The following is a 26,797-nucleotide window of genomic DNA, read 5'->3' as shown; positions in this document are numbered from 1 at the left end:
CCTTCTCGCTTTGCCAGCCTGTTTTATGGTGCTCTGAAAAACAAGGCGGTTAATTGCATTAACGCTTACGCGCTGGTGGCACGTCCGTACACACGCCTTCATAGATTTCCGCCGCCATGCCCACCGATTCACCGAGCGTCGGGTGCGGGTGGATGGTCTTGCCGATGTCCACGGCGTCTGCGCCCATTTCGATGGCCAGGCAGATCTCGCTGATGAGGTCGCCCGCGTGCGTGCCCACAATGCCGCCACCGATGATGCGATGTGTCTCTTCGTCGAAGATCACCTTCGTGAAACCCTCGTCGCGGCCATTGGCGATGGCGCGGCCGGAGGCGGCCCAGGGGAACACGCCCTTGCCGTACTTGATGCCCTGCGCCTTGCACTGCTCTTCCGTCAGCCCCGCCCAAGCCACTTCTGGATCGGTATAGGCCACCGACGGAATCTGCTTGACATCGAAATACGCCTTCTCGCCGTGTGCGGCTTCGGCTGCCACATGGCCTTCATGCACGGCCTTGTGTGCCAGCATCGGCTGCCCGACGATGTCGCCGATCGCGAAAATGTGCGGCACATTGGTGCGCTGCTGCTTGTCCACATTGATGAAGCCGCGGTCCGTCACGGCCACGCCAGCCTTCTCGGCGCCGATACGCTTGCCGTTCGGACTGCGGCCCACGGCCACGAGGACCATGTCGTAACGCTGCGGCTCGGCCGGCGCGGCATCGCCTTCGAACTTGACGTAGATGCCGTCCGGCTTCGGTTCCACGCCGACCGTCTTGGTCTGGAGCATGACCTTGTCGAAGCGGCCCTTGTTCATCTTGTCCCACACCTTGACGAGGTCGCGGTCGGCGCCCTGCATCAGGCCGTCGAGCATTTCCACCACGTCGATGCGTGCGCCCAGTGTGCTGTACACCGTCGCCATTTCCAGGCCGATGATGCCGCCGCCGATCACCAGCATCTTGCCGGGCACCTGGCGCAGTTCCAGCGCGCCGGTCGAATCGACGATGCGCGGATCTTCCGGAATGAACGGCAGCTTCACGGCCTCGCTGCCCGCGGCGATGATGGCCTTGGCAAACCGGATGACCTTCTTCTCGCCCGTCGTGGCCTTGCCGTCGCCGCCCGTCAGCTGGACTTCCAGATGGTTCGGATCGAGGAACGTGCCGACGCCGCGCACGACCTGCACCTTGCGCGCCTTGGCCATGCCGGCCAGGCCGCCGGTCAGCTTGCCGATCACGGATTCCTTGTGCTTGCGCAACTGGTCGATGTCGACCTTGGGCTCGCTATAGACAATGCCGTGTGCAGCCATCGCCTTGACTTCTTCCATGACGGCGGCCGTGTGGAGCAGCGCCTTCGACGGAATGCAACCGACGTTCAGGCAGACGCCGCCGAGCGTGGAGAAGCGCTCGACCAGCACCGTGTTCATGCCCAGGTCTGCGCTGCGGAACGCTGCCGAGTAGCCGCCCGGGCCCGAGCCCAGCACGAGCATCTCGCATTCGATATCGGCGCCGCCGGCATGCTTGGCCGCTTGCGGTGCTGGGGCCGATACCGCCGCAGCCGCGGCGGGCGCAGCGGCCGGAGCCGGTGCCTGCGCGGGTGCGGGCGCTGCGGCAGCGCCTGCTTCCGCCGTGGCAATCACCGTACCCTTGCTGACCTTGTCGCCCACCTTGACCTTCACGTCGACGATCTTGCCGGCCACGTCCGACGGCACCTCCATGCTGGCCTTGTCGGATTCCAGCACGATCAGCGATTGCTCTTTCTCGACGGCATCGCCCGCCTTGACCAGCACTTCGATGACTTCCACCGCATCGAAATCGCCGATGTCCGGCACCTTGATTTCCACCACGCTCATTCCTGACTCCTTGTTCTTGTCGTCGGCTGCGGGCATTGCCCTGGCCGCCGACGCTTTCAATCCTGCAGACGTACCGTGTGCACCTCGATCGGGCCACCCGAACTCTTGTCGAACTCCACGCCCGCCGACACGCCGGCCTGCGCAATATCTGCGGCGCTCTTGCCGGGCAGATCGAACACCGCCGACATGGCGCCCAGCGCGAAATTGCGCCCCGAGCCGATGCCCCAGAAGCGGTCGAACGAAAACACCTCGCGGTACGAATAGACGCCGTAGATGCCGGTCGGGTTGGCGATCAGGCACGTGATCTGCGACGACTCATACGGGTCGTCGTCGTCTTCCTTGGTGTTGACGAAGTACTCGTCCTTCAGCTTTTCGTGCACCTTGAGGAAGGTTCGGAAGACGTCGTCGCGCGAGCCGAGGCGACACTCATCGGCCAGGCCCGTGAGCAGGCTGCGCATGACCGGAAAGTGGGCCGTCGTGCCCGCCAGCGCGATCAACGAATCGCCCACCTGAAAGATCTTCTGGTTCTGCTCGTAGCCGCGCGCCAGGCGGGTATCGCCAAACGTCACCAGGGAATCGGCTGCAATCGCCACTTCGCCGTCTTTCTTGACCACCACGCACGTCGTCATGTCGCCCTCGCGAGAAGTTCGCCGACCGCCGCAAGCCCATGTGGGTCGGCACGCACAGGCCCGAAGCCAGATGCGTGCCGAACCCGCCCGGGCTTACAGGCTGACGCGGCGGAAGTCCGCCAGCACGCTCGCCAGGTACGCGTTGAAGCGTGCGGCCTCCGCGCCGTCGATCACGCGGTGATCGTACGACAGCGACAGCGGCAACGTCAGGCGCGGCACGAACTGCTTGCCGTCCCACACCGGCTTCTGGTAGCCGCGCGACAGGCCGAGGATGGCCACTTCCGGCGCGTTGATGATCGGCGTGAAATGCGTACCGCCAATGCCGCCCAGCGACGAGATCGAGAAGCAGCCGCCCTGCATCTGGTCCGGCTTGAGCTTGCCTTCACGCGCGGCCTTCGACAGCTCGGCCATCTCCTTGGCGATGTCGATGAGGCCCTTCTTGTCCGCATCGCGGATCACCGGCACGACCAGACCGTTGGGCGTGTCCGCCGCAAACCCGATGTGGTAGTACTGCTTGAAGACGAGGTTGTCGCCGTCCAGGCTGGCGTTGAAGGTCGGGAATTTCTTCAGCGCCGAAACGACTGCCTTGATCACGAACGCCAGCATCGTGAACTTCACGCCGGCCTTTTCGTTTTCCTTGTTCAGCTGCACGCGCAGCGCTTCCAGATCGGTGATGTCCGCTTCGTCGTTGTTGGTGACGTGCGGGATCATGACCCAGTTGCGATGCAGGTTCGCGCCCGAGATCTTCTTGATGCGCGACAGCGGCTTCGGATCGACTGGGCCGAACTTCGTGAAATCCACCTTCGGCCACGGCAGCAGGTTCAGTTCGCCGCCGCCAGCCGGTGCGGCCGCCGCAGCCTTGCCCGGGGCAGCTGCCTGGCCGCTCATCACACTCTTGACGTAGCGCTGCACGTCTTCCTGGGTGATGCGGCCCTTCGGGCCGGTGCCGCCGACGAGGTTGACGTCCACGCCAAGCTCACGCGCATACTTGCGCACCGAGGGGCTGGCGTGGGCAGCCTTGCCCACCGTACCGACGGTGTCAGCGGTGTACGTGGCCGGCGCGGCAGCCGGAGCAGCGGGCGCGGCCGCAGGGGCCAGGCTCGGCGCAGCCGCAGCCGGTGCAGGCGCTTGTGCCGGGGCCGGGGCAGCGGCCGCAGCGCCGCCCGCGCCTTCCAGCACGACGATCAGTGTCCCTTCCGACACGGCGTCACCGACCTTCACGCGGATGTCCTTCACTGTACCGGCGGCCGGCGACGGCACATCCATCGTCGCCTTGTCCGATTCGAGCGTGATCAGCGACTGCTCGGCTTCCACCTTGTCGCCCACCTTCACGCTGATCTCGATGACCGGCACGTCCTTGTAGTCGCCGATGTCCGGGACCTTCACCTCGATCGTGCCGCCGCCCGCTGCGGCCGGCGCCGGAGCCGGAGCTTGCGCAGCAGGGGCAGGCGCCGGTGTAGCAGCAGCCGGTGCAGCTTGGGGTGCGGGTGCCGGAGCCGCAGCCGCGCCCTGCTCCTCGAGCAGCAGCACGAGCGAGCCTTCCGACACGGTGTCGCCCACCTTGACCTTCACTTCCTTGACGACGCCGCTCTTCGGCGACGGCACGTCCATGGTCGCCTTGTCCGATTCCAGCGTAACGAGGGAGTCCTCGGCATTGACGGTATCGCCCGCCTTGACCAGCACTTCGATCACCGGGACATCCTTGTAGTCGCCGATGTCCGGCACCTTGATTTCTACGACTTGACTCATTCTTCTGTCTCCAGAGGTCTGGCGGCGGGCGCGTCCGGCGGGCGAGCACACATTGCCCCGCAGGCTACCGCATCGTGCAGGCAAATGCACGTCGCGGGAGCCTGCCAGGGCAGTGCCCGGCCGGGGCGCAACCAGCGCGCCCGGCGGCTCCGTTATACGGTCATCGGGTTGGGCTTGTTCGGGTCGAGGTTGTACTTCTTCAGTGCCTCGGCCACCTTTTCGCGCGGCAGCACGCCCTCATCGGCGAGCGCCTTGAGCGACGCGACCGTCACCCAGTAGCGGTCCACCTCGAAGAAGTGGCGCAGCTTCTCGCGGGTATCCGAGCGGCCGAAGCCGTCGGTGCCCAGCACCACGTAGCGGCGCGGCACGAAGGCGCGGATCTGCTCGGCGAAGGTGCGGACGTAGTCGGTCGAAGCGATGACCGGGCCGCGCACGCCTTTGAGCATCTTCTCGACGTGCGACTCGCGCGGCGTTTCGGTCGGGTGCAGCAGGTTCCAGCGGGCGGTGGCGTTGCCTTCGCGGGCCAGCTCGGTAAAGCTCGGGCAGCCCCACAGGTCCGACTCGACGCCCCAATCCTTCTTGAGCAGTTCAGCCGCGGCAATCACCTCGCGGAAGATCGTGCCCGAGCCCAGCAGCTGCACGCGCGGTGCGTTGCTGTTCTCGACGCCCTTCTTGAACAGATACATGCCCTTGATGATGTCGGCCTCGGCACCCGCCGGCATTTCGGGGTGCTCGTAGTTCTCGTTCATCACCGTCAGGTAGTAGTAGACGTCTTCCTGCTCGACATACATGCGGCGCAGGCCGTCCTGCACGATGACCGCCAGTTCGTACTGGAACGTCGGGTCATACGAGATGCAGTTCGGGATGGCAGCGTGGTACACGTGCGAGTGACCATCCTCGTGCTGCAGGCCTTCGCCGTTGAGCGTCGTGCGGCCCGAGGTGCCGCCCAGCAGGAAGCCGCGCGAGCGCATGTCGCCGGCGGCCCAGCACAGGTCGCCGATGCGCTGGATGCCGAACATCGAGTAGTAGATGTAGAACGGGATCATCGCCACGCCATGCGTCGAATACGACGTGGCGGCCGCGATCCAGTCGCACATGGCACCGGCTTCGTTGATGCCTTCCTGCAGCACCTGACCCGTCTGCGATTCCTTGTAGAACATCAACTGGTCGTGATCCTGCGGCACGTACTTCTGGCCTTCCTGGTTCCAGATGCCGACCTGGCGGAACAGGCCTTCCATGCCGAACGTGCGCGACTCATCCGGCACGATGGGCACGACGTGCTTGCCGATGTTCTTGTCCTTGAGCAGGATGTTCAGAATGCGCACGAAGGCCATCGTCGTGGAGACTTCGCGGCCTTCGCCCGTGGCCTTGAGCAGCGCATCGAACGCCGACAGGGCCGGGATCTGCAGCGGGTCAGCCTTCTGGCGACGCGCGGGCAGATAGCCGCCCAGATCCATGCGCGCCTTGCGCATGTATTCGAGCTCCTTCGAGCCCTCTTCGAACTTGACGTACGGGACGTGCTCGAGCTGGTCGTCGGGCACCGGAATGTTGAAGCGGTCGCGCAGCTTGCGGATTGCCTCCACCGGCATCTTCTTCTGCTGGTGGGCGATGTTCATCGCTTCACCGGCTTCGCCCATGCCGTAGCCCTTGATGGTCTTGGCGAGGATGACGGTCGGCTGACCCTTGTGGTCGGTTGCCGCCTTGAACGCCGCATAGATCTTGTGCGGATCATGGCCGCCCCGATTCAGCGCCCAGATGTCGTCATCGGACCAGTCGGCCACCATGGCCTTGAGCTCCGGCGTGTTGAAGAAATGCTCGCGCACGTAGGCGCCGTTCTTCGACTTGAAGGTCTGGTATTCGCCGTCGACGCATTCCATCATGCGCTGCATGAGCAGGCCCTTGGTGTCGCGCGCCAGCAGCTGATCCCACCGGCTGCCCCAGATCACCTTGATCACGTTCCAGCCGGCGCCGCGGAATTCGCTCTCGAGCTCCTGGATGATCTTGCCGTTGCCGCGCACCGGGCCGTCCAGGCGCTGCAGGTTGCAGTTGATCACGAAGACGAGGTTGTCCAGCTTTTCACGGCCGGCCATGCCGATCGCGCCGAGCGATTCCGGCTCGTCGGTTTCACCGTCGCCCAGGAACGCCCAGACCTTGCGGTTTTCCCAGTTCTGGATCAGGCCGCGGCTGGCCAGGTACTTGGTAAAGCGCGCCTGGTAGATCGCCATGATCGGGCCCAGGCCCATCGACACGGTCGGGAATTGCCAGAAATCCGGCATCAGCCACGGGTGCGGATACGACGAGATGCCCTTGCCATCCACTTCCTGGCGGAAGTTGTCGAGCTGCTCTTCGGTCAGGCGGCCCAGCAGGAACGCGCGCGAGTACACGCCCGGCGCCGAGTGCCCCTGCACGAAGACCATGTCGCCGCCGTGCTTGTCCGACGGGGCGTGCCAGAAGTGGTTGTAGCCGACGTCATACAGCGTGGCAGCGGAGGCGAACGACGAGATATGGCCGCCGACGTTGGTGTCCTTGTTCGCGCGCAGCACCATCGCCATGGCATTCCAGCGCGTGTACGAGCGGATGCGGTGTTCGATTTCCTGGTCGCCCGGAATGCGCTCCTGGTTTTCGACCGGAATCGTATTGATGTAGGGAGTTTCTGCGTGCAGCGGCGAGGTCACGCCGTTGATGCGGGCGTACTCGATCTGCTTGTCGAGGAGGAACGCCGCGCGCTGCGGGCCTTCTGCGCCGATGACGCCTTGCAGCGCCTCCAGCCATTCCTTGGTTTCCTGGGGATCGACGTCGCTGGCGCGCGTGGCGCCCAGGACTTGCTCTGGTACGGCCGACATGGCGGTCTCCTTGGGTAGCAGTAACGTTTGATGCGTCTCTTGAGAGGCGCCCCGCCGGCACACACGTTCGCACGCGCACACGGGCCGCCCCGACTTTTGCGCTGATTCTATGGGTACCCCCAAAGCCAGCACAAGCGGAATTTTCAAATTGCGATATGGTTTTTTATAATGCGGAATATTGCCGCAGTGCAGAACAAAGCAGTTTTGACATTGCATCGCAGCATTTGCCGCATGCTGCGCGCATCTCACCAAGCGGTTTCCCCAAGCGACCAGCACGCTAATTGCCGTTACACTTGGTTTTGCGCAGTTGCACAGATGCCCACTTCCCTACCTCCGCAGAGTTCCGGCGTTCGCCCGCCCATCATGCTTGCCCCCTCCCACGCCTCGCAGGATTCGGCCGCACCGGAGCCGCCGGCCGCCGCTGCGCCCGAACTGCCCCCCGAAGACGGCGTGCGCCCGAACGTGCCGCGGCGCCTGTGGCTGACGCGGCTGGGCCGGCTATGGACGACGAACTGGTTCATGTTCATCCCGCTGGTGGCGATCGTCCTGTTTGCCGGCGCGATGATCTTCATCCTGTATCAGCTGCACGCCACCGAAGTGCAGCAACAGCGCGATGCCCTCTACCGGGACGCGGCCTGGGCCGAGCAGAAGGTGCGGCTGTCCCTGCAGAGCAACCAGGACCAGGTGGCCGCGCTGGCGCGTGACATCGGCGCCGCGCAGCTCGACCCGAGCGCCTACCGCGACGCCGCGCGGCAACTGCTGCGCGAGAATCCCGAGCTCGTCTTCATCAACTGGCTGGACGCCACGCGGCGCCCGCGCTGGGCGTTTCCGTCCAACTCCGAGTTCGCCGGGCGGGTGCGCGAGACGCGCGACCACCCGCTCGAGCCCGAAATCCAGTCCGCCTACGATGCCGCGCGCGAGACCCAGCGGGCCGTGTACTCGCGCCCAATCCAGAACGAGCGCGGCGAGAGCTTCATGCTGATGGAAGTGCCGATCGTGCGTGACAACGAGTTCCTCGGCACCGTGGGCGCCATGTATTCGGTCACCGGCATCCTCACGCAACTGCTGCCCGGCGAGCTGACCGACCGCTACCGGTTCTCGCTGGTCGACAAGAACAACGTGGTGCGCGCCAGCACGTCGCTGCGGCCCGTGCCGAAGGCCGCGGCCTCGTACGAAGTGCTGCTCGATCCGCCGGGGCATTCGCTGTCGCTGCGGGCCGAAGCGTATCCGGCGCCGTCCAACCTGCCCAATAACATGCTGATGTGGTTGGTGGCCGGGCTGTCGTGCTTCGTCATCTGGAGCCTGTGGAGCGTGTGGCGCCACACGAGTCGGCGCTCCGAGGCGCAACGGGCGCTGCTGGCGGAGACGTCGTTCCGCCGCGCCATGGAAAACTCCATGGTGATCGGCATGCGCGCGCTCGATCTCAATGGCCGCATCACCTACGTGAACCCGGCGTTCTGCCGCATGATCGGCTGGACCGAGGCAGAGCTGGTCGGCCGCATGCCGCCGTTTCCGTACTGGCCGCCGAATGAGATCGGCGAAATGCAGAAGCACATCGAGCTGACGCTGCGCGGCAAGGCGCCCGCCAACGGGATGGAGCTGCGCATGATGCGCCGCGACGGCACGAGCTTCTATGCGCGGATGTACGTTTCGCCGCTGATCGACGCACGCGGCCGGCACACGGGGTGGATGAGTTCCATTACCGACATCACCGAACCCAAGCGCGCACGTGAAGACCTCGCCGCCGCGCATGACCGCTTTACCACGGTGCTGGAAAGCCTGGATGCCGCCGTGTCGGTGCTGTCCACCGACAAGGCGGAGCTGCTGTTCGCCAACCGCTATTACCGCCAGCTGTTTGGCTGGGAGGCCTTCGGTCACCTGCAGCTGTCCGGGCACGACGTCAGCACGGAAGACGTCTCCAGCGATGCACTGGACCTGGTGGACGCCTACGCCGGCCTGCCCGCGTCCGAGCTGACGCCGCACGCCGCCGACGCGCGCGAAATCTACGTGCCGTCGATGCAGAAGTGGTTTGAGGTGCGCCGGCGCTACATCCAGTGGGTAGACGGCCACCTCGCCCAGATGCAGATTGCCACCGACATCACCGTGCGCAAGGCCGCCGAAGAGATGACGCGCCAGCACGAGGAGCGCCTGCAGTTCACCAGCCGCCTGACGACCATGGGCGAGATGGCCTCGTCGCTCGCCCACGAACTGAACCAGCCGCTGGCCGCCATCAACAACTACTGCATGGGCGCCGTCGGCCGCCTCAAGAGCGGGCGCAGCACCGCCGAAGAGCTGATTCCGGTGCTGGAGAAGACGTCCGCGCAGGCCGTGCGCGCGGGCACCATCATCCAGCGCATCCGCGGGTTCGTGAAGCGCAGCCAGCCGCAGCGGCGCGAAGCCGACCTGCGCGAGATCGTGGCCGATGCCGTCGGCCTGGCCGAACTCGAAGCCACACGGCGTGGCATCACGATCCTCACGCGCCTGCCGGCCGACCTGCCGCCGCTGTATGTCGACCCGGTGCTGATCGAGCAGGTGCTCGTCAATCTGCTCAAGAACGCCGCCGAAGCCATGGCGGCGCATCCGCGCCTGCGCGCCGCGAGCGTGCTGCGCCTGCACGCCAACCTGATCGACGACCCGGAAAACTCCGTGCTGATCGAGGTCATCGACCAGGGCCCGGGCGTGGACGACAGCACCAAGGAACGGCTGTTCGAACCGTTCTTCAGTACCAAATCCGACGGCATGGGGATGGGGCTCAACATCTGCCGGTCCATCATAGAATCCCATCTCGGCCGGCTCTGGGTGGAAAACAACGCCGACGGCATCGGCTGTACGTTTAAAATCATCCTGCCGCTGAATCCGCTGTAGATCGGCCGTGATTCGCACGCCATCGCTTCCAGAACGTAAAACACAGAACGTAGACCGAGGACGACTCCATGAGTACAACGCCCGCTGCAGTTGCCCCGCGCAACGAAACCGTGTTCGTCGTCGATGACGATGAAGCCATGCGTGACTCATTGACGTGGCTGCTCGAAGGCAACGGCTACACCGTGCGCACGTACCGCAGCGCTGAAGAATTCCTGGTCGACGACAAGCGCGGCGAGGGGGTCGGCTGCCTGATTCTCGACGTGCGCATGCAGGGCATGAGCGGCCCCGAACTGCAGGACCGCCTGCTGGCCGAGAACAGCCGCATGCCGATCGTCTTCGTGACCGGTCACGGCGACGTGCCGATGGCCGTGTCGACCATGAAGAAAGGCGCCGTCGACTTCATCGAAAAGCCCTTCGATGAATCGGAGCTGCGCGAGCTGGTGGAGCGCATGCTCAGCAAGGCACGCACCGAAGACTCCGCCGCGCGCGAGCAGAAGGCAGCGAAGGACCTCCTGAGCAAGCTCACCACGCGCGAGCAGCAGGTGCTCGAACGCATCGTCGCAGGCCGGCTGAACAAGCAGATCGCCGACGACCTGGGCATTTCCATCAAGACGGTGGAGGCGCACCGCGCCAACATCATGGAAAAGCTCAACGTGAACACCGTGGCGGATCTGCTGCGCCTGGCACTGTCGCGCAATAGCTGAGCGCACATCGGGCGGTGGCGGGGTGGGCGCCGATTTATAATCGCGGTTTCCCTCTCCCTCCTCCGTCCAGCCATGACTGCCCAACTCATCGACGGCAACGCGCTTGCCAAGCAACTCCGCGCGCAAGCCGCACAACGCGCCGCCGCCCTCACTGCGCGCGGCCACCAGCCTGGTCTCGCCGTCATCCTCGTCGGTGAAGACCCCGCCAGCCAGGTCTACGTGCGCAACAAGATCAAGGCGTGCGAGGACAACGGCTTCCTTTCCGTATTCGACCGCTACCCGGCCGACCTCACCGAAGCCGACCTCCTCGGCCGCATCGACGCGCTGAACCGCGACCCGCGCATCCACGGCATCCTCGTGCAGTTGCCGCTGCCCAAGCACATCGACAGCCACAAGGTGCTCGAAGCCATCGCGCCCGAGAAGGACGTCGACGGCTTCCACGTGGCCAACGCCGGCGCGCTGATGACCGGCGCCCCGCTGTTCCGCCCGTGCACGCCGTACGGCTGCATGAAGATGCTCGAATCGATCAACTACCCGGTGCGCGGCGCGCGCGCGGTGGTGGTGGGCGCCTCGAACATCGTCGGCAAGCCGATGGCGATGCTGCTGCTACAGGCCGGCGCGACCATCACGATCTGCAACAGCAAGACACGTGATCTCGCCGCCCACACGCGCGAGGCCGACATCATCGTGGCCGCCGTGGGCCGCCGCAACATCATCACCGCCGACATGGTCAAGCCCGGCGCCGTCGTCATCGACGTGGGCATGAACCGCGACGAGGCCGGCAAACTGTGCGGCGATGTCGACTTTGCCGGCGTGAAGGAAGTCGCTGGCTACATCACACCGGTGCCGGGCGGCGTGGGGCCCATGACGATCACCATGCTGCTGATCAACACGCTGGAAGCCGCCGAGCGTGCCGCCGATGGAGCCACGCTGGCGGCGTAAGCTTCACCGGATCCTGTTGGAATCGAGGAAAGCGTCCCAACCTTCCGGATTGGACGCTTTTTTTGTCCCGCGCATTTCTCTTTTGAGCCCGCCATGACCGACACTTCGCTCCAAGCCAACAACCCGCTGCTCGATTTTTCCGGTCTGCCGCGCTTTGCGGACATCCGCCCGGAACACATCACCCCGGCCATCGACGTGCTGCTCGAGCGGGCCGCCGCGGCGGTCGCGCAGGTCAAGAACCCGGCCACGCCGGTCAGCTGGAAGACGGTCGTCGCCACGTTGGAAGAGGCCACCGAACCGCTCGGCCGCGCCTGGGGCATCGTCAGCCACCTGAGCGCGGTGGCGGACACGCCTGCGCTGCGCGAAGCGCACGCCGCCAACCTGCCCCGCGTAACGGAATTCTGGTCGGGCCTGGGCCAAGACCTGGAGCTCTTCGAAAAGTACAAGGCGATTGCCCAAAGCGCCGAATACGCCACCTTGTCGCCGGCACGCAAGAAGCTGCTCGACAACGAACTGCGCGGCTTCCGCTTGGGCGGCGCCGAATTGCCCGAACACCAGAAGCCCCGTTTCGCTGCCATCCAGGAGCAGCAGGCGCAACTGACGAAGGCCTTCAGCGACCACGTCCTCGATGCGACCAACGCCTACGCCCTGCTGATCGACGACGAAGCCCGCCTGGCCGGCCTGCCCGAAGACGCCAAGCAGGCCGCACGCGAAGCGGCCCGCCGCGACAATCCGGATGCGAAGGGCTGGAAGTTCACCCTGCACTTCCCGTCGTACTTCCCGGTGCTGCAGTACGCAGATGACCGCGCACTGCGCCGCACGCTGTACGAAGCCAATGTCACGCGCGCGTCGGAACTCGGCGCGCAATACGGCGGCGGCAAACCCGAGTGGGACAACACCGCCAACATGGCCGAGCAGCTTGCCCTGCGTGCGGAAGAAGCGCGCATGCTCGGCTACCGCAACTTCGGCGAGCTCTCGCTCGTGCCCAAGATGGCCGACTCGCCCGAAGACGTGCTGCGCTTCCTCGGCGAGCTGGCCGACCGCGCGCGCCCCTTCGCTGAAAAGGACTGGGCCGAACTCCAGGCCTTCGCCCGCGACAACCTCGGCATCGACAAGCTCGAGCCGTGGGACATGGCCTACGCGTCGGAAAAGCTGCGCGAGGCGCGCTACGCGTTCTCCGAGCAGGAGGTGAAGCAGTACTTCCCGGAACCCGCCGTGCTGGACGGCCTGTTCGATGTCGTGCAGACGCTCTTCTCCGTGCAGATCCGTCCGGAGCAGGCCGAGGTGTGGCATCCGGACGTGCGCTTCTTCCGCGTGGAATCGGCGCAGGGCGAGTTGCTCGCGCAGTTCTACATCGACCTGTACGCACGTGACGGCAAGCGCGGCGGTGCATGGATGGACGACGCACGGGGTCGCAAGCTGCTCGACGACGCACGGGTGCAAACCCCGGTGGCTTACCTCACCTGCAATTTCTCGGGCCCGGTCGGCGACAAGCCGGCGCTGTTCACGCACGACGAGGTCATCACGCTGTTCCACGAGTTCGGCCACGGCCTGCACCACATGCTCACGCAGGTGGATGAACTCGGCGTGTCCGGCATCAACGGCGTGGAATGGGATGCAGTGGAACTGCCCTCGCAGTTCATGGAGAACTTCTGCTGGGAGTGGGAGGTGCTCTCGCGCATGACGCGCCACGTGGACACCGGCGAGCCCTTGCCGCGCACGTTGTACGACCGCATGCTGGCCGCGAAGAACTTCCAGAACGGCATGGCGACACTGCGCCAGATCGTCTTCTCGGCGTTCGACATGCACCTGCATACCGACTTCGATCCGAAGGGTTCGACCTCGGTGCTGGAGCTGTCCCGCCAGATCAACAACCGCTTCCACGTGGTGCCGCAGGTCGAACTCTCGCGCTGGCCGAACACGTTCAGCCACATCTTTGCGGGGGGCTACGCGGCCGGGTATTACAGCTACAAGTGGGCCGAGGTGCTCTCGGCAGACGCCTACGCGGCGTTCGAAGAAGCCAGCAAGCTGAGCGGCTCGGTGCTGGATGCCGAAACCGGCGCGCGCTATCGCCGCGAAGTGCTGGCCGTGGGCGGTAGCCGCCCGGCGATCGAGTCGTTCACCGCATTCCGTGGCCGGGCGCCCAGCATCGACGCGTTGCTGCGCCACGGCGGCATGGTCGCTGAAGCGGCCTGACACGCCCCACCGTCGTCATCAGGACGCCGCTTCGCGCCTCGCGCCGAAGCGGCGTTTCCATCTGGATGCAGGGTGCTTGATGGCACAATAACGCACCCCTGGGCGGCGCCGCGCGCGCCGTCGCCATTTGCAAGGACCTGACCTCCCATGCGTGTCGCCACTTGGAACGTTAACTCCCTGAAGGTTCGCCTGCCGCACGTGCTCCAATGGCTGGCCCAGCGCGAAGCCGACGCCACGCCCATCGATCTGCTCTGCCTCCAGGAGCTCAAACTGCCCGATGACCGCTACCCGCTGGCCGAGCTTGACGCCGCCGGCTATGCGTCCCTGTTCACGGGCCAGAAAACGTACAACGGCGTCGCCATCCTCTCGCGCAAGGCCGCCGTGCCCGAGGGCCGCGACGTGGTCAAGAACATCCCTGGCTTCGAGGACGAACAGCAGCGCATCGTGGCCGCCACGTACGACATGGCGGATGGCCCGGTGCGCGTGATCTCTGCCTACTTCCCCAACGGCCAGGCGCTCGGCTCCGACAAGATGGCCTACAAGATGCGCTGGCTGGCCGCGCTGCAGGACTGGCTGAAAACCGAAATGGCCGCCCATCCGCGGCTGATGCTGCTGGGCGATTTCAACATCGCCCCGGACGACCGCGACGTGCACGACCCGAAAAAGTGGGAGGGCCAGAACCTGGTGTCGCCGGAAGAGCGGGCCGCGTTTCGTGCGCTGGAAGGCGCCGGGCTCGTCGATGCCTTCCGCATGTTCGATCAGGAAGACAGGCTCTTCTCGTGGTGGGACTACCGGCTCTTTGCCTTCAAGCGCAACGCCGGCCTGCGCATCGACCACATCATGCTGTCCCCCGAGCTGGCCAAGCTGTGCGAGTCGTGCCATATCGACCGCGTGCCGCGCACCTGGGAGCAGCCGTCCGACCACACGCCGGTGGTCGCCGCACTCCGCAGCGCGTGAGGGTGCGGGGCATGGCTTCCGCTTTCAAACGTCGCAATTTGCCGCACCTGCTGCTGCGTGCCCGTGAAACCTTCATGGCGCGCTTTCGGCCGATCTTGCGCGAGTACGGCATCACCGAGCAGCAATGGCGCGTGCTGCGCACACTCAACGACACCGGCGACATGGAGCCGAATCAGCTCGCCGATGCGTGCCTCATCCTGAGCCCGAGCCTGACGCGCATGCTGGCGGCCATGGAGCAGTCGGAGATGATCGTGCGGACGAAGTCGTCGGTGGATCAGCGCCGGCAGGTGATCTCGCTCACGGCGAAGAGCCGCCAGTTCCTGGCCGACGTGGAACCGCAGGTGGACGCCCAGTACGCGCGCATCGAGGCGCAGCTGGGGCGAGAGAGGCTGGAAGCCCTCTATACGGCCATCGACGAGGCGATCCATCTCATGGAAACGCACACCCCGATGGCCCGCTTCACCGGCGAAGAGTAACGGCCGTCAATACACGGTGCCGGCCGCCTGCGGCTTGGCCGCGCCCTCGCCCTTGAACGCCTGCGCGAGCTGTTCGGCGCTGCGGGCCAGCAACGTCACATCGGTGCCGACCGCAACAAACGTCGCGCCAAGCGACAGGTAATGCCGGGCCCGCGCCTGGTCGGCCGACAGGATGCCTGCCGCCTTGCCGGATGCCACGATGCGGCCGATCGTATCGTCGATGGCCTTGCGGACTTCCGGATGGCCCGGCTCACCCAGGTGCCCCATCGACGCCGCCAGATCGCCCGGGCCGATGAATACGCCGTCCACGCCTTCAACAGCGAGAATCGCGTCGAGATGCGTCAGGCTCTCGGCGGTTTCGACCTGGATGAGCGTGCACATCTGCGCATCCGCCTGGGCGAGGTAGTCGTCGACGCGGTTCCAGCGCGACGCACGGGCCAGCACGCTGCCCACACCCCGCATGCCGTTGGGCGGATAGCGCATCGCTTGCACCGCGGCGCGCGCTTCGTCGGCGTTCTGCACCATGGGCACCAGCAAGGTCTGCGCGCCGATGTCGAGCAGCCGCTTGATCTCGACCGGATCATTCCAGGCCGGCCGCACGATCGGATGCGTCGGATACGGCGCAAGAGCCTGCAGCTGGGCAAGCGTCGACTGCAGCTGGTTGGGCGCGTGCTCGTTGTCGATGAGCAGCCAGTCGAAGCCGGCCCCGGCCACGATCTCGGCCGGATACGGATGCGTCATCGCGAGCCACAGGCCGATCTGCGGGCGCCGTTCGGCCAGCGCGCGCTTGAAGTGGTTCACCGGAAGTTGCATGGCAGGAATCCTGTCAGGGTCAGACGAAATGGCAGGCGATGCTGCCGAGCGGGCCGTAATCGCAGTGGAATGTATCACCCGGGCGCGCGGGTACCGGCCGCGTAAATGAACCACCGAGGATGACCTGCCCCGGCTCCAGCGCCACGCCGTGCGCCGCGAGCTTGTTGGCGAGCCATACGACGCCGTTGGCCGGATGATTCAGCACGCCCGCCGCCACCCCCGTCTCCTCGATGACGGCGTTGCGCGAAAAGATGGCGCTGACCCAGCGCAAATCCACGTCGCGCATGCGGATCGGCCGCCCGCCCATCACCACGCCGGCATTGGCAGCGTTGTCGGCGATCGTGTCGAACACCTTGCGCGGGCGGCCCGTGTCCGGATCGATCGATTGCGAACGCGCGTCGATGATCTCCAGCGCGGGAATCACGTGATCCACCGCGTCGTACACGTCGAACAGCGTCACCCCCGGCCCCTGCAGCCGCTTGCCGAGCACGAAGGCCAGCTCCACCTCGACGCGCGGCACGATGAAGCGGCTGGCGGGAATGTCGCCGCCCTCCGCGAAGAACATGTCGTCGAGCAGCGCGCCGTAGTCCGGCTCGTCGATCTGCGACGACTGCTGCATCGCGCGCGAGGTCAGGCCGATCTTGTGCCCCTTCAGGCGCCGGCCCTCTGCCAGCTTCATCGCCACCCATTCGCGCTGGATCGCGTAGGCGTCTTCGATCGTGATCCCGGGATGGTCGAGCGACACCTGGCGGATCTGCCTGCGCTCGGTCTCGGCCTGGTGCAGGCGCCGCGCGATGGTCTGGACGGTCGTGGTGTCGAGCATGGATCAGGCCTTGCGGAAACGTGCGTGGATGTTGTTGTGCTTGTAGCTGCCGCCTTCGTCGAATTCGGTCAGCTCCATGGACAGCGCCAGATAGCGACGCGCAAAGGCCTCGGCGAAATGCGCCTTGATGGCCTCGAACAAGGCATCGCAAGCCGCCTTCTTGATCTGGGGCGGGCGACCCGCGCCGATCTTGAGCGCGACATGGACGAAGGCGTCGTCCTCCTTGCCGTCGGCCACGCGGTAGTCCGTCAGCTGGAGCGCGCGCGAGCGGATGCCGCCCGTCGGAAACACGCCGTTCTGCGCGATCAGCGTCTCGTTGATGGTCTGCAGAAGTTCAGGAATGCGGGCATCGTCGCCCAGGTTGGCCGTGTATTCGACAATCACGTGCGGCATGGCAGCCTCCTCATGACCGCGCCGGCACCGGGAAGATCGCGTTGATCTGGCCCGTGCCGGAACTGGCAAAGTACTCGGTGACGATCTCCACACCCCGGTCGTAGGCATCCCAGCCGAGCAGGCCGAGCAGCATCGCCGTGTCGTGCATGCCGCCCTCGCCTTCGCACAGCGATGCGTAATCGGGCAGCATCGCGCAGAACGTCTTCCAGTCGCCCTGTTTCCACAGATCCACCGCGCGCAGATCGACCTGGCGGTAGAACTCGCGGCTGATCTGGTGGATGGCGCCTTCGGGGCTTCCGTTGTCATTGAAGCGGTGCGACAGCGATCCGCTGGCGAGGAATGCGACGGTGCTGTCGCTGGCTTCAATGGCTTCGAGCAGCGCGGCGCCAAAGCGGCGGCTCTCGTCCAGCTCGTGCCAGGCGCACCAGCCGGCCACCGACACGACCTTGAAGTGCTGGTCGCCGTTCATGTAGCGCATCGGCACCAGCGTGCCGTACTCGAGTTCGAGGCTGTCGATCTCATGCGCGCGTGTGAACACGCCGCGCGCCGTGGCTGTCTCGGCAATCCGCCGCCCGAGCGCCGGGTTGCCCGGATACGCGTAGCGCATGTCCTGGATGAAATGCGGCAGCTCGTTGCTGGTGTAGACGCCCTCGAAGCGCGCATTGCAGTTGACGTGATACCCGGCGTTGACCAGCCAGTGCACGTCCGACACGACGATGGTGTCCACGTCCAGATCGCGGCAGCGCTGCCCGATGATCCGGTGCCCCTCGATGGCCGCGGCGCGGCAGCCGTGGTGCTTGCCGGGCAGCTCCGACAGGTACATCGACGGCACGTGGGTGATCTTCGCGGCCAAGGCCAGCTTGCCCATGGTGTCTCCTTGCGCCCTTCTCTTGGTTGGTCGGCTGATGCGTCAGACGCCCCAGCGCGGGATGTGGTGGCTGCCCATCGAGATGCAGACGTTCTTGATTTCGGCAAACACTTCGAGACTGCACTCGCCGCCCTCGCGTCCGGTGCCGGATGCCTTCACGCCGCCAAACGGCTGTCGCAGGTCGCGCACGTTTTGACTGTTGACGAAGACCATGCCTGCCTCAATGCCGCGCGCCAGCCGGTGCACCTTGCCCACGTCCTGCGTCCAGATGTACGACGCCAGGCCGTACTCCACGTCGTTGGCGAGCCTGAGGCCGTCGGCTTCGTCCTTGAACGGGATGAGGCACGCCACGGGGCCAAAAATCTCTTCCTGCGCCACGCGCATGCGGTTGTCGACATCGGCCAGCACCGTCGGGGCGACGAAGTTGCCATGCTGCAGATGCGCGGGCAGGCCGGCGGGCTTGTCCGGGCCGCCGGCCAGGATCCTCGCGCCTTCCTGCTCGCCGAGGCGGATGTAGCCGGTCACCTTCTCCCAATGCGCGCGCGTGATCATCGAACCGACGTTGGTCTGCTCGTCGGCCGGGTCTCCCACGATCAGCCGCTTGGCACGCTCGGCAAACTTGCCGACGAAATCGTCGTAGACCGTTTCCTGCACGAAGATGCGCGAGCCGGCCGTGCAGCGCTCGCCGTTGATCGAAAAGATCGTGAAGAGCGACGCGTCCAGCGCCCGGTCCAGATCCGCATCGTCAAAGATCAGCACCGGCGATTTGCCGCCCAGTTCCATCGAGAACTTCTTCAGCCCGGCGCGCTCCATGATGCGTTTGCCGGTGACGGTTCCGCCCGTGAAGGACACCACGCGCACACCGGGGTGGCGCACCAGGGCATCGCCCGCCGTGGCACCATAACCCTGCACCACGTTCAGCACACCCGGCGGAATGCCCGCCTCCAGCGCCAGGCGGCCAAGCTGGTCCGCCGTCAGCGGCGAGAGCTCCGACATCTTCAGCACCGCCGTATTGCCCAGCGCCAGACACGGCGCGACCTTCCAGGTGGCCGTCATGAATGGCACGTTCCAGGGCGAGATCAACGCGCACACGCCCACCGGCTGGTACAGCGTGTAGTTCAGCATCTGGTCGTCCACCGGATACGTCCTGCCGTTGACCTGCGTGCAGACCTCCGCAAAGAAATGGAAGTTCTCGGAAGCGCGTGGAATGAGCTGCTTGCGCGTCTGCGCGATCGGCAGGCCGGTATCCATCGTTTCCAGTGCCGACAGCTGCGGCACGTTCTGCTCGATCAGTTCGCCCAACCGGCGCATCAGCCTGGCGCGCTGCTTGGCGGGCGTGTTCGCCCAGGCCGGAAACGCCGCCTTCGCCGCTGCCACGGCCGCGTGGATTTCCGCCTCGCCGCCGGAAGCCACCTCGGCGACGGCCTCCCCCGTGGCCGGGTTGGTCGTGACGAACCGCTCGGCGCTGTCGACCTGCCTGCCGTCGATCCAATGTTTGACGGGGTCCATGCTGATGGCAGTCATGCGGTCTCCTTGCTCTGTTCAGCGACGATGGTGCTGACCAATCGCCCAATGCCTTCGATCTCGGTGACGACTTCATCGCCCGGCTGCGTATCGGCCAGGCCCTCCGGCGTACCGGTCAGGATCATGTCGCCCGCGCCCAATGTCATGAAACTCGAGAACCACGCGATCAGCGCCGGGATGTCGAATATCATGTCGCGCGTGCTGCCTTGCTGCGTGACGCGGCCGTTGACGGTCGTGCGCAGCGCGAGGTTCATCGGGTCGGGCACATCGTCGCGGTCGACGAGCCACGGGCCGAGGGGCGTGCAGGTGTCGCGGCTCTTCACGCGCAGGTTCGGGCGGTAATAGTTTTCGAGGTAATCGCGGATGGCGTAGTCGTTGGCCACGGTATAGCCGGCGACATATTCGTACGCGTGCTCCCGCGGCACGTTGCGCGCGGCCTTGCCGATGACGACCACGAGTTCGCACTCGTAGTGCATGAATGCGACGCCGGCCGGACGCACGGTATGCGCACGGTGGCCGATCAACGTATTGGAGCCTTTCAGGAACGCGAGCGGCTCGGCGGGCGCCTTGAAGGCGAGTTCCTTGGCGTGATCGGCATAGTTCAGACCCAGCGCAAAGATGGTGCGCGGTTCAATGGGCGGCAGCCAAACGACTTCTGTTTCGCGCAGCACGCGCCCGTCGCTCAGCCGCAGGCGGGTGTCGTCCCCGGGGACGGCTCCCGCGTGGTGGACTGCTCCGTCATACGCAATGCGGGCGTGTTTCATTGGACCGCCTCCGCCTGCCGCAGGAGATGTGTCGTCAGCGTGCCGATGTGTGCGATGCCGACATCGATCCGATCACCGGCGCGCGCCAGCGGCGGGTTCTCGGGGATGCCCGCGAGCAGCACATCGCCGGCTTCCAGCGTCATGAACGCCGTCACGTCGGCGAGCAGTTGCGCGATGGGCCGCACGAGCGTCGACGTGTTCGCGCGCTGTGCGATCTCGCCGTTGATCCGCACGGTGATGTCCAGCGCGTCGGCATCCGGCAGGTCTTCGCGGTCCACCACCCACGGCCCGATCGGGCAGAAGCCATCCCGGCATTTGTGCCGGACCGGCGGCCGGTAATAACTTGCGTGCGGCACCGTCAGGTCGTTGACGATGGTATAGCCGGCAATGCACTCGGCAGCGTGCGGCACGCGCACGCGTGTGGCTGTCCGGCCGATGACCACGCCAAGGCATGCGCCGACCCAGATGCCGTCGACATCAGGCGGCAGCACGACATACTGGTTATGGCCAACGCGTGTATTGGCGGGCTTGAGATACAGCACCGGCGCGTTGGGAGGCGCCTGATATGGCGGCTCGGCGAGCGCGTCGCCCAGCGCCTCCAACTCACCGCGAAAGTTGAGCAGCGTGCCGACCACCGCGCCGTCGACCGGCGGCAGCCATTGCACTGGCCCCGGACCCCTGGCCGGCTGCGTGCCGTCGGCCTGCACCCAGTCCTGCTGCCGGCCGTCTGACAACCTCACCTTGCCTCGCCGCACATCCGCCTCCAGCGCCCCATATTATTAACATGTTAATCATGTGAGCGGATTGGCGCGATGTCAACCCGGGAAAATGCGCGCCATGAAAAAGCCGGCCACGCGGGCCGGCTTTGGTTTGACGGCGGAGGCGATGTCCACCGTGGGGACATCGGTCATGCCGATGTCTATCGAGGCAATCGATCGGACTCACGCCACGGCAACATGCACGCGCTTGACCACGACCGGCTGCGGCAAATCGGTCAGCCCGTTGGCGCGCTGTACGCCATCGGCGATGAGCACACGGGCAGCATCCTGAATCCGCTCTTGGCCGGCCTCGAAGGCCGCCTGAAGCGACAACACCTGATCACCTTCCAGGCCTTCCCAAAGCGCCTCGCGCGTTGCCACGCAAGTCACCTTTTCGCCGTCGACGAGCGCGTCGAACAGCAGGCCTTCATTGTTGATGTCGTACGCCTCTTTCTTTTCGAACTTGATTTCCATCGTCAAAGCCCTCCGATTGCAATGGACAACAACGCACACGCTGTTGCGTGGAAACCGTGCGGGGGGGCCGGCAGGGTTTCGTCAGACATTTGTCTGGCTGCACAGATCATTTTAACCACAGCTTGGGACGCGCGTGCGAGCACCGTTTGCGCGTTCGTGGCATCCTGGCGAGCCTCACAGGGGGCGACCCCAGGCGGCATCAGGGCTCGCGGGGCACCTGCGCCGTTATGCTTTTTTGTCGGGGCCAAGACGGCACTGCAAAGCAAAGTCGCAATCACAAAATCCATTGCATGCAGTCTGCTGGTGGAACGCTCGGCGCTCCCAGTTGCAGGTTTTACGACATCGTCATGTCGTCAGGCCGGCGACACCACCGAAATTTCACGGGATGCAACGAAATACCCTGGGAGCCGCATCGACGTGTTTCGATGCGTGCGCCGGGCGCGTCCGCCACCCTATGCTGTGAGGGAATGGATGGCCGGCGCATCCGGCGATGCAGGCGGCGTGGAGCCTGTGCAGGCGCTCCACGCCGCGGCGCCCTTTTGGCGCAGAAGTCAGTGCACCGTCTCGGAGGCCGGTGCACCACCACCTTGCTCCGACACATGCAGCAGCGAACGGTGGCGGGCATACCCGAAGTACACGAGCAGGCCGATGACGACCCACACCCCGAAGGCAATCCACGTCACGGCCTGCAGATGGCTCATCAGGAACAGGCACATGCCGATCGCCAGCAACGGCACCACCGGCACCCCAGGGCAGCGGAAGCCGCGATGCAGGTCCGGACGCGTACGGCGCAGCACCAGCACGGCCACGGCGATCAGGGAGAACGCGGCGAGCGTGCCGATGTTGATCAGCTCTGCCAGCACGTTCAGCGGCACAAAGGCGGCAATCACCGCGAACACGATGCCGACCACCCACGTATTCAGGAACGGCGTCGAATAGCGCGGATGAATGTGCGACAGACGCTTGGGCAGCAGACCATCGCGCGACATGGCGAAGATGATGCGCGTCTGGCCGTAGGCCATCACCAGGATCACGGTCGTCATGCCGATGATGGCGCCAAGATCGACAAACCCCGCCACCCAGGTTTCGCCCGCCACCTGCAATGCGAGAGACACGGGGTGATCCACGCCTGCAAACTTCGCGAACGGCACGATGCCCGTCATGATGGCCGCCACGAGCACGTAGAGGATCGTGCAGACCGCCAGCGAGCCGATGATACCGATGGGCAGGTCGCGCTTGGGATTGCGCACCTCTTCAGCCGCGGACGTCACGGCATCGAAGCCGATGAAGGCAAAGAACACGATGGCCGCCGCCCCGAATACGCCTTCCATGCCGAACGGCATGAACGGCTGCCAGTTGGCCGGCTGCACATGGCGTGCGCCCACCGCGATGAACAGCAGCACCACCGTCACCTTGATCGCCACCATGATGTTGTTTGCACGCGCCGATTCGCGAATGCCGAACGACAGCAGCGTCGTGATCAGCAGCATGATCACCAGCGCCGGCAGGTTGAACAGCGTCTGCACGCCCGGAATCGCGCCGGGTGCAGCGGTGAGCGCCACCGGCAGATGCAGGCCGAAGCCTGACAGCAGCGACTGGAAATAGCCGGACCAGCCCACCGAAACCGCGGATGTGGCCAGGCCGTATTCGAGCATCAGGTCCCAGCCGATGATCCAGGCCACCAGTTCGCCCATGGTCGCGTAGGCGTACGTATAAATGGAGCCGGACACGGGAATGGTCGAGGCGAATTCTGCATAGCACAGCGCGGCAAACCCGCACGCCAGCGCCGCGACGATGAACGACAGCGTCAGTGCGGGGCCCGCCGTGAGCGCCCCGGTGCCCGTCAGCACGAAAATGCCGGTGCCAATGATGGCGCCAACGCCGAGGAAGGTGAGATCCAGCGGACCGAGGACTTTCTTCAGGCCGGTATCGCTGTGGCCGGTGCGGATCATGTGATCCACGTTCTTGGTACGGAACAAACTCATTACTGCGTCTCCTGTCTGCGTGCACCCGAATGTGACGGAATGCACTGTCGCGCACGTGTGGCGCGCGGCGGCGGATTATGCAAAAAAGCGGGCATTTTACCCGCAGGCGACATTCCGCCCTTCTATCGCCGCAATGCAGACAGAAAATAGGACAATTCCCATCCGGTTGCCGGAACCGGAGGCGCAATCGTTACCCCGCAGCAGAATCTTCGAACAGCGGCTGCTGGCGCGCATGCGCGTCGGACTCATACAGCCGCACGCCCACCCCCAGCAGCCGCACAGGCATCCGGCGACGCTCGAAGCCCTGTGTCAGCAGCTTCGTGAACACTGGCAGCGACACCTGCGGTGCGATGCACTCCACCGTCGTGCCACGGAAATCGGCGAAGCGCATCTTGACGTAGGTCTTGTGGATCATGTTGCCGACGCGGGCCCGCTCGACGCGCGCGGCCAGCTGTTCGACCAGAATCGCCAGTTCGCGCTGGCAATCGTCGAGCGTGCGCAGGTCGGTGGCGTAGGTTTCTTCCACGCTGACGGACTTGCGGATCTGCGAAGGTTGCACCTGCCGGTGGTCGATGCCGCGACACAGGTCATGCAAGCGAAATCCGAAGACGCCGAAATGCTGCTGCAGCCGGTCGGTGCCCCAGGCGCGCAGGTCGCCGCACGTCTCGGCACCGAGGCGGCGCAGCTTGGCCGCCGTCACCTTGCCCACGCCGAACAGGCGGTCCACAGGCAGCGCCGCCACAAAGGCGTCCACCTGCTCCGGCCGCACGACGAACAGGCCATCGGGCTTGTTCCAGTCGCTGGCGATCTTGGCGATGAACTTGTTGGGCGCAACGCCCGCCGACACGGTAATGCCGATCTCTTCGCGCACGCGGCGGCGGATGTCTTCAGCGATGCGGGTGCCGCTGCCGGCGAGCATCGGGCTGTCAGTCACATCAAGATAAGCCTCGTCGAGCGACAGCGGCTCGACCAGCGGCGTGTAGCTGTGATAGATGGCGAAGATCTGGCGCGCGACCTGGCGGTACTTCTCCATGGACGGCGGCACGATCAGCAAATCGGGACAACGCTTGACGGCCTGCGCCATGGGCATCGCCGAATGGATGCCGAACTTGCGTGCTTCGTAATTGCAAGTCGCGACCACGCCGCGCCGTTCCGGCCGCCCACCGACAGCCAGCGGCTTGCCGACCAGGCGCGGATCGTCGCGCATTTCGATGGCGGCGTAAAAACAATCGCAGTCGCAGTGGATGATCTTTCGCACGGCACAAGGCCAGAACCGGATGCGGGAGGCAACACCGGCGTCGGGCTTGCTCGTTCAGGAGGAACGCAAGCGTATCAGCTTCCGCGGGCCGCGCACGCAACGCGGCGCAACAATGCATTTCGCCGATATTGCAACGCAACATCGGCGAATGAAGGGATCGGAAAAGCGGCTTAGCGGCCGATATCGTGCGCCACGGCGCCGAGTTCGTCATTCAGGGCGCGCTGCTCGTCGCCGGACAAGCCGCCGCGATGCTGGCTGGCCATGTCGTTGGCTTCCTGGCGGATGCGGCGCAGGCGGTCACGCAGGCCATCCGCGCGATACGGATCGATGTAGCCCTCTGATTGGCGAACGTCGATACGATGGAATTCTTCCGCGAGGCGACCCTGCACTTGGTCGAAGCGCGCGCGCGGATCCACCGGTGCAGGTGCCGCGACCGGAACCGGCTCGCGCACCACCACCGTACGCGTGGGCTGCGGCGGCGCCACGACACAACCGGCCATGGAGGCCGCCAGGACTGCGCACAGGGTCAGACGCGGAAGAATCGACATGTTTGGGCTCGTATCGTCGTTGTAGAAACGCGCAGTTGCGCGAGAACTGGCGCTTATCTTACGAACCGCTTCCCACAAAGCTGTGACGATTGGTAACAGCAGATTACGTCCGCAACATCTCCGGCGGCTCGACGGGCGGCGGCGGCTCATCGGGCGATGGCAAATCCGGCGGAATGCCCGGTGGCGAGGGCTCGTCGGGCGGGGGAACGGTATGTGCGGGCAGCACGCAATTGACGGACATGGTTTCCCTCCGGGCAAAACGCATTGACAATCTAGTACGCGATTCCCATGCCAACAAGCCACCTCGCCCGCCTATGCACGACCTGCCCACCGCCCGCTTTCAGGACCGCACGCTCATCCGCATCGGTGAGTCGCACGCCAATGGCTCCATGCTGCTGCTCGCGCCCGATGCCGGCGGGCGGCTCGTGCGCTGGCGTCATCGCGGCGAAGACATTCTCTTCTGGCCGGAGCCGGCCGATTGGTCAAACCCAGCCAAGGTCCGTGGCGGCAATCCGCTGCTGTTTCCCTTCATCGGCCGGCACTTCGTAGCAGGCGAGATCGGCCGCTGGCGCGACGCGCGCGGGCAACTTCACGCCCTGCCGCAACACGGCTTCGCACGCGACACGCCGTTCGAGGTGGAAGACGCAAGCGACGCGCACATCGTCCTGCTGCTGCGCGACAGCCCCGAGACGCGTCAAGGCTATCCGTTCGCCTTTGAGTTTCGCGTGACGTACCGGCTGATTGATGATGGGCTCGAGGCGACCTTCTCGGTCAAGCATCGGGACGAGGGCGACGCGCATGCTCCGATGCCTTTCTACGCCGGCCATCATTTCTACTTGGCGCTGCCGCATGCATTGCGCGGCGCGACCGAGCTGTTGATGCCGCCGGCACGGCTGTCACGCCAACTGCCCGATGGCAGTCTCGACCGCCCCGAGCCCGGGCGCAGGACTTACCAGCTCGACGACCCGGCGCTGCAAGACCGCTATCACCTGCTCGATGACGCTGGCGCTGCAACGCTGGTCATTCCGCCGCACGGCGAAGCGCCGCTTGGCCGCCGCATCCGCTTCGAGGTCGACGGCGCGCCGGTGCCCTGGCACGCCATCACCACGTGGACAGAAAACGCCACGTCTGACTTCTACTGCGTTGAACCGTGGATGGGCCTGCCCAACGCGATCCATCACGGCGAGGGCCTGCATCTGCTCGCCCCTGGCGAGACACGGCAGGCTACCTGCCGCCTGCGGATCGCGCGCTAGGGAAGGTCTGAACAACTCCGCCCGATTGCGCGACAATGCCTCACCGTGATCGGGGTGAGTGCGATGCAGCTGTCGTTCGGTGATGCCGAGGGTCTGGGGAGCCGCAAGCGCACGCGGCGCGAGGTGTTTTTGGCG

22 protein-coding genes are annotated in these 26,797 nt (G+C 65.4%); 7 read left to right on the top strand and 15 right to left on the bottom strand.

Features of this window, described 5'->3' with window-relative positions; genetic code table 11:
• Nucleotides 1–58 precede the first annotated feature (58 nt).
• The 4 genes from lpdA to aceE all read right to left on the bottom strand — a co-directional run bounded on the left by lpdA (nucleotide 59) and on the right by aceE (nucleotide 7,061).
• On the bottom strand, nucleotides 59–1,840 hold the full coding sequence (gene lpdA, locus KHN96_RS08225; RefSeq protein WP_062738488.1) for a dihydrolipoyl dehydrogenase: 1,782 nt from the start codon (nucleotides 1,838–1,840) through the stop codon (nucleotides 59–61).
• Between the two features lie 56 nt (nucleotides 1,841–1,896).
• Complete coding sequence (locus KHN96_RS08220) at nucleotides 1,897–2,469, bottom strand: Ntn hydrolase family protein (protein WP_045786966.1); 573 nt, start codon at nucleotides 2,467–2,469, stop codon at nucleotides 1,897–1,899.
• Nucleotides 2,470–2,562: 93 nt separating this feature from the next.
• Nucleotides 2,563–4,218 (bottom strand): dihydrolipoyllysine-residue acetyltransferase, encoded by a 1,656-nt coding sequence (gene aceF, locus KHN96_RS08215; RefSeq protein ID WP_062738487.1) that lies wholly within the window; start codon nucleotides 4,216–4,218, stop codon nucleotides 2,563–2,565.
• 152 nt (nucleotides 4,219–4,370) lie between these two features.
• Nucleotides 4,371–7,061, bottom strand: coding sequence for a pyruvate dehydrogenase (acetyl-transferring), homodimeric type (gene aceE / locus KHN96_RS08210; protein WP_045786968.1), 2,691 nt, complete (start codon nucleotides 7,059–7,061; stop codon nucleotides 4,371–4,373).
• A 363-nt stretch (nucleotides 7,062–7,424) separates the two neighbouring features.
• Here aceE and KHN96_RS08205 point away from each other — a divergent pair, with 363 nt between their 5' ends.
• The 6 genes from KHN96_RS08205 to hpaR all read left to right on the top strand — a co-directional run bounded on the left by KHN96_RS08205 (nucleotide 7,425) and on the right by hpaR (nucleotide 15,201).
• Complete coding sequence (locus tag KHN96_RS08205; protein WP_099050663.1) at nucleotides 7,425–9,926, top strand: PAS domain S-box protein; 2,502 nt, start codon at nucleotides 7,425–7,427, stop codon at nucleotides 9,924–9,926.
• Nucleotides 9,927–9,994: 68 nt separating this feature from the next.
• Nucleotides 9,995–10,630: a response regulator transcription factor gene (locus KHN96_RS08200; RefSeq protein WP_045786970.1), complete on the top strand. Its 636-nt coding sequence runs from the start codon at nucleotides 9,995–9,997 to the stop codon at nucleotides 10,628–10,630.
• A 72-nt stretch (nucleotides 10,631–10,702) separates the two neighbouring features.
• On the top strand, nucleotides 10,703–11,572 hold the full coding sequence (gene folD / locus KHN96_RS08195) for a bifunctional methylenetetrahydrofolate dehydrogenase/methenyltetrahydrofolate cyclohydrolase FolD (protein WP_045786971.1): 870 nt from the start codon (nucleotides 10,703–10,705) through the stop codon (nucleotides 11,570–11,572).
• Nucleotides 11,573–11,665: 93 nt separating this feature from the next.
• On the top strand, nucleotides 11,666–13,768 hold the full coding sequence (locus KHN96_RS08190; protein WP_062738486.1) for a M3 family metallopeptidase: 2,103 nt from the start codon (nucleotides 11,666–11,668) through the stop codon (nucleotides 13,766–13,768).
• 147 nt (nucleotides 13,769–13,915) lie between these two features.
• A complete protein-coding gene (gene xth, locus KHN96_RS08185) occupies nucleotides 13,916–14,725 on the top strand; it encodes an exodeoxyribonuclease III (protein WP_045786973.1) in 810 nt (269 codons plus the stop codon).
• A gap of 11 nt (nucleotides 14,726–14,736) precedes the next feature.
• Nucleotides 14,737–15,201 carry a homoprotocatechuate degradation operon regulator HpaR gene (gene hpaR, locus KHN96_RS08180; protein WP_045786974.1) on the top strand — a complete coding sequence of 155 codons (465 nt, stop codon included), beginning with the start codon at nucleotides 14,737–14,739 and terminating at the stop codon, nucleotides 15,199–15,201.
• A gap of 6 nt (nucleotides 15,202–15,207) precedes the next feature.
• On the opposite strand, the gene hpaI is transcribed toward hpaR, so the two are convergent.
• From hpaI to KHN96_RS08125, 11 genes are all read right to left on the bottom strand, one after another.
• The gene (hpaI, locus tag KHN96_RS08175) at nucleotides 15,208–16,014 is read right to left on the bottom strand and encodes a 4-hydroxy-2-oxoheptanedioate aldolase (RefSeq protein WP_062738485.1); all 807 of its coding nucleotides are present in this window, start codon (nucleotides 16,012–16,014) and stop codon (nucleotides 15,208–15,210) included.
• 19 nt (nucleotides 16,015–16,033) lie between these two features.
• Nucleotides 16,034–16,837 (bottom strand): 2-oxo-hept-4-ene-1,7-dioate hydratase, encoded by an 804-nt coding sequence (gene hpaH / locus KHN96_RS08170; RefSeq protein ID WP_045786976.1) that lies wholly within the window; start codon nucleotides 16,835–16,837, stop codon nucleotides 16,034–16,036.
• 3 nt (nucleotides 16,838–16,840) lie between these two features.
• Nucleotides 16,841–17,230, bottom strand: a complete 390-nt coding sequence (locus KHN96_RS08165) for a 5-carboxymethyl-2-hydroxymuconate Delta-isomerase (RefSeq protein WP_045786977.1) — start codon at nucleotides 17,228–17,230, stop codon at nucleotides 16,841–16,843.
• 10 nt (nucleotides 17,231–17,240) lie between these two features.
• On the bottom strand, nucleotides 17,241–18,098 hold the full coding sequence (hpaD, locus tag KHN96_RS08160) for a 3,4-dihydroxyphenylacetate 2,3-dioxygenase (RefSeq protein WP_062738484.1): 858 nt from the start codon (nucleotides 18,096–18,098) through the stop codon (nucleotides 17,241–17,243).
• Between the two features lie 42 nt (nucleotides 18,099–18,140).
• On the bottom strand, nucleotides 18,141–19,622 hold the full coding sequence (gene hpaE / locus KHN96_RS08155) for a 5-carboxymethyl-2-hydroxymuconate semialdehyde dehydrogenase (protein ID WP_062738483.1): 1,482 nt from the start codon (nucleotides 19,620–19,622) through the stop codon (nucleotides 18,141–18,143).
• On the bottom strand, nucleotides 19,619–20,386 hold the full coding sequence (locus tag KHN96_RS08150; RefSeq protein WP_062738482.1) for a fumarylacetoacetate hydrolase family protein: 768 nt from the start codon (nucleotides 20,384–20,386) through the stop codon (nucleotides 19,619–19,621). The genes hpaE and KHN96_RS08150 overlap by 4 nt, the downstream gene beginning before the upstream one ends.
• Complete coding sequence (locus KHN96_RS08145) at nucleotides 20,383–21,141, bottom strand: fumarylacetoacetate hydrolase family protein (protein WP_062738481.1); 759 nt, start codon at nucleotides 21,139–21,141, stop codon at nucleotides 20,383–20,385. The genes KHN96_RS08150 and KHN96_RS08145 overlap by 4 nt, the downstream gene beginning before the upstream one ends.
• Nucleotides 21,142–21,327: 186 nt before the next feature.
• Nucleotides 21,328–21,618 carry a DUF1488 family protein gene (locus KHN96_RS08140; protein ID WP_045786982.1) on the bottom strand — a complete coding sequence of 97 codons (291 nt, stop codon included), beginning with the start codon at nucleotides 21,616–21,618 and terminating at the stop codon, nucleotides 21,328–21,330.
• A gap of 551 nt (nucleotides 21,619–22,169) precedes the next feature.
• Nucleotides 22,170–23,603: a branched-chain amino acid transporter BcaP gene (gene bcaP / locus KHN96_RS08135; protein ID WP_062738480.1), complete on the bottom strand. Its 1,434-nt coding sequence runs from the start codon at nucleotides 23,601–23,603 to the stop codon at nucleotides 22,170–22,172.
• Between the two features lie 190 nt (nucleotides 23,604–23,793).
• On the bottom strand, nucleotides 23,794–24,861 hold the full coding sequence (dinB, locus tag KHN96_RS08130; protein WP_062738479.1) for a DNA polymerase IV: 1,068 nt from the start codon (nucleotides 24,859–24,861) through the stop codon (nucleotides 23,794–23,796).
• A 170-nt stretch (nucleotides 24,862–25,031) separates the two neighbouring features.
• Nucleotides 25,032–25,409 (bottom strand): hypothetical protein, encoded by a 378-nt coding sequence (locus tag KHN96_RS08125; RefSeq protein ID WP_045786985.1) that lies wholly within the window; start codon nucleotides 25,407–25,409, stop codon nucleotides 25,032–25,034.
• Nucleotides 25,410–25,723: 314 nt separating this feature from the next.
• Here KHN96_RS08125 and KHN96_RS08120 point away from each other — a divergent pair, with 314 nt between their 5' ends.
• Nucleotides 25,724–26,662: an aldose epimerase family protein gene (locus KHN96_RS08120; protein ID WP_062738478.1), complete on the top strand. Its 939-nt coding sequence runs from the start codon at nucleotides 25,724–25,726 to the stop codon at nucleotides 26,660–26,662.
• Nucleotides 26,663–26,797 lie beyond the last annotated feature (135 nt).

Origin of the sequence: Ralstonia mannitolilytica, assembly GCF_905397375.1 — a bacterium.
Lineage (GTDB): Bacteria > Pseudomonadota > Gammaproteobacteria > Burkholderiales > Burkholderiaceae > Ralstonia > Ralstonia mannitolilytica.
Note: the sequence above shows the minus strand (reverse complement) of the source record. Positions and strands in the feature narration are given on the sequence as shown.

Excerpts from the sequence above, each read along its gene's own strand:
- lpdA (WP_062738488.1), bottom strand. The coding sequence starts at position 1,840 with ATGAGCGTGGTGGAAATCAAGGTGCCGGACATCGGCGATTTCGATGCG.
- KHN96_RS08220 (WP_045786966.1), bottom strand. The coding sequence starts at position 2,469 with ATGACGACGTGCGTGGTGGTCAAGAAAGACGGCGAAGTGGCGATTGCA.
- aceF (WP_062738487.1), bottom strand. The coding sequence starts at position 4,218 with ATGAGTCAAGTCGTAGAAATCAAGGTGCCGGACATCGGCGACTACAAG.
- aceE (WP_045786968.1), bottom strand. The coding sequence starts at position 7,061 with ATGTCGGCCGTACCAGAGCAAGTCCTGGGCGCCACGCGCGCCAGCGAC.
- KHN96_RS08205 (WP_099050663.1), top strand. The coding sequence starts at position 7,425 with ATGCTTGCCCCCTCCCACGCCTCGCAGGATTCGGCCGCACCGGAGCCG.
- KHN96_RS08200 (WP_045786970.1), top strand. The coding sequence starts at position 9,995 with ATGAGTACAACGCCCGCTGCAGTTGCCCCGCGCAACGAAACCGTGTTC.
- folD (WP_045786971.1), top strand. The coding sequence starts at position 10,703 with ATGACTGCCCAACTCATCGACGGCAACGCGCTTGCCAAGCAACTCCGC.
- KHN96_RS08190 (WP_062738486.1), top strand. The coding sequence starts at position 11,666 with ATGACCGACACTTCGCTCCAAGCCAACAACCCGCTGCTCGATTTTTCC.
- xth (WP_045786973.1), top strand. The coding sequence starts at position 13,916 with ATGCGTGTCGCCACTTGGAACGTTAACTCCCTGAAGGTTCGCCTGCCG.
- hpaR (WP_045786974.1), top strand. The coding sequence starts at position 14,737 with ATGGCTTCCGCTTTCAAACGTCGCAATTTGCCGCACCTGCTGCTGCGT.
- hpaI (WP_062738485.1), bottom strand. The coding sequence starts at position 16,014 with ATGCAACTTCCGGTGAACCACTTCAAGCGCGCGCTGGCCGAACGGCGC.
- hpaH (WP_045786976.1), bottom strand. The coding sequence starts at position 16,837 with ATGCTCGACACCACGACCGTCCAGACCATCGCGCGGCGCCTGCACCAG.
- KHN96_RS08165 (WP_045786977.1), bottom strand. The coding sequence starts at position 17,230 with ATGCCGCACGTGATTGTCGAATACACGGCCAACCTGGGCGACGATGCC.
- hpaD (WP_062738484.1), bottom strand. The coding sequence starts at position 18,098 with ATGGGCAAGCTGGCCTTGGCCGCGAAGATCACCCACGTGCCGTCGATG.
- hpaE (WP_062738483.1), bottom strand. The coding sequence starts at position 19,622 with ATGACTGCCATCAGCATGGACCCCGTCAAACATTGGATCGACGGCAGG.
- KHN96_RS08150 (WP_062738482.1), bottom strand. The coding sequence starts at position 20,386 with ATGAAACACGCCCGCATTGCGTATGACGGAGCAGTCCACCACGCGGGA.
- KHN96_RS08140 (WP_045786982.1), bottom strand. The coding sequence starts at position 21,618 with ATGGAAATCAAGTTCGAAAAGAAAGAGGCGTACGACATCAACAATGAA.
- bcaP (WP_062738480.1), bottom strand. The coding sequence starts at position 23,603 with ATGAGTTTGTTCCGTACCAAGAACGTGGATCACATGATCCGCACCGGC.
- KHN96_RS08125 (WP_045786985.1), bottom strand. The coding sequence starts at position 25,409 with ATGTCGATTCTTCCGCGTCTGACCCTGTGCGCAGTCCTGGCGGCCTCC.
- KHN96_RS08120 (WP_062738478.1), top strand. The coding sequence starts at position 25,724 with ATGCACGACCTGCCCACCGCCCGCTTTCAGGACCGCACGCTCATCCGC.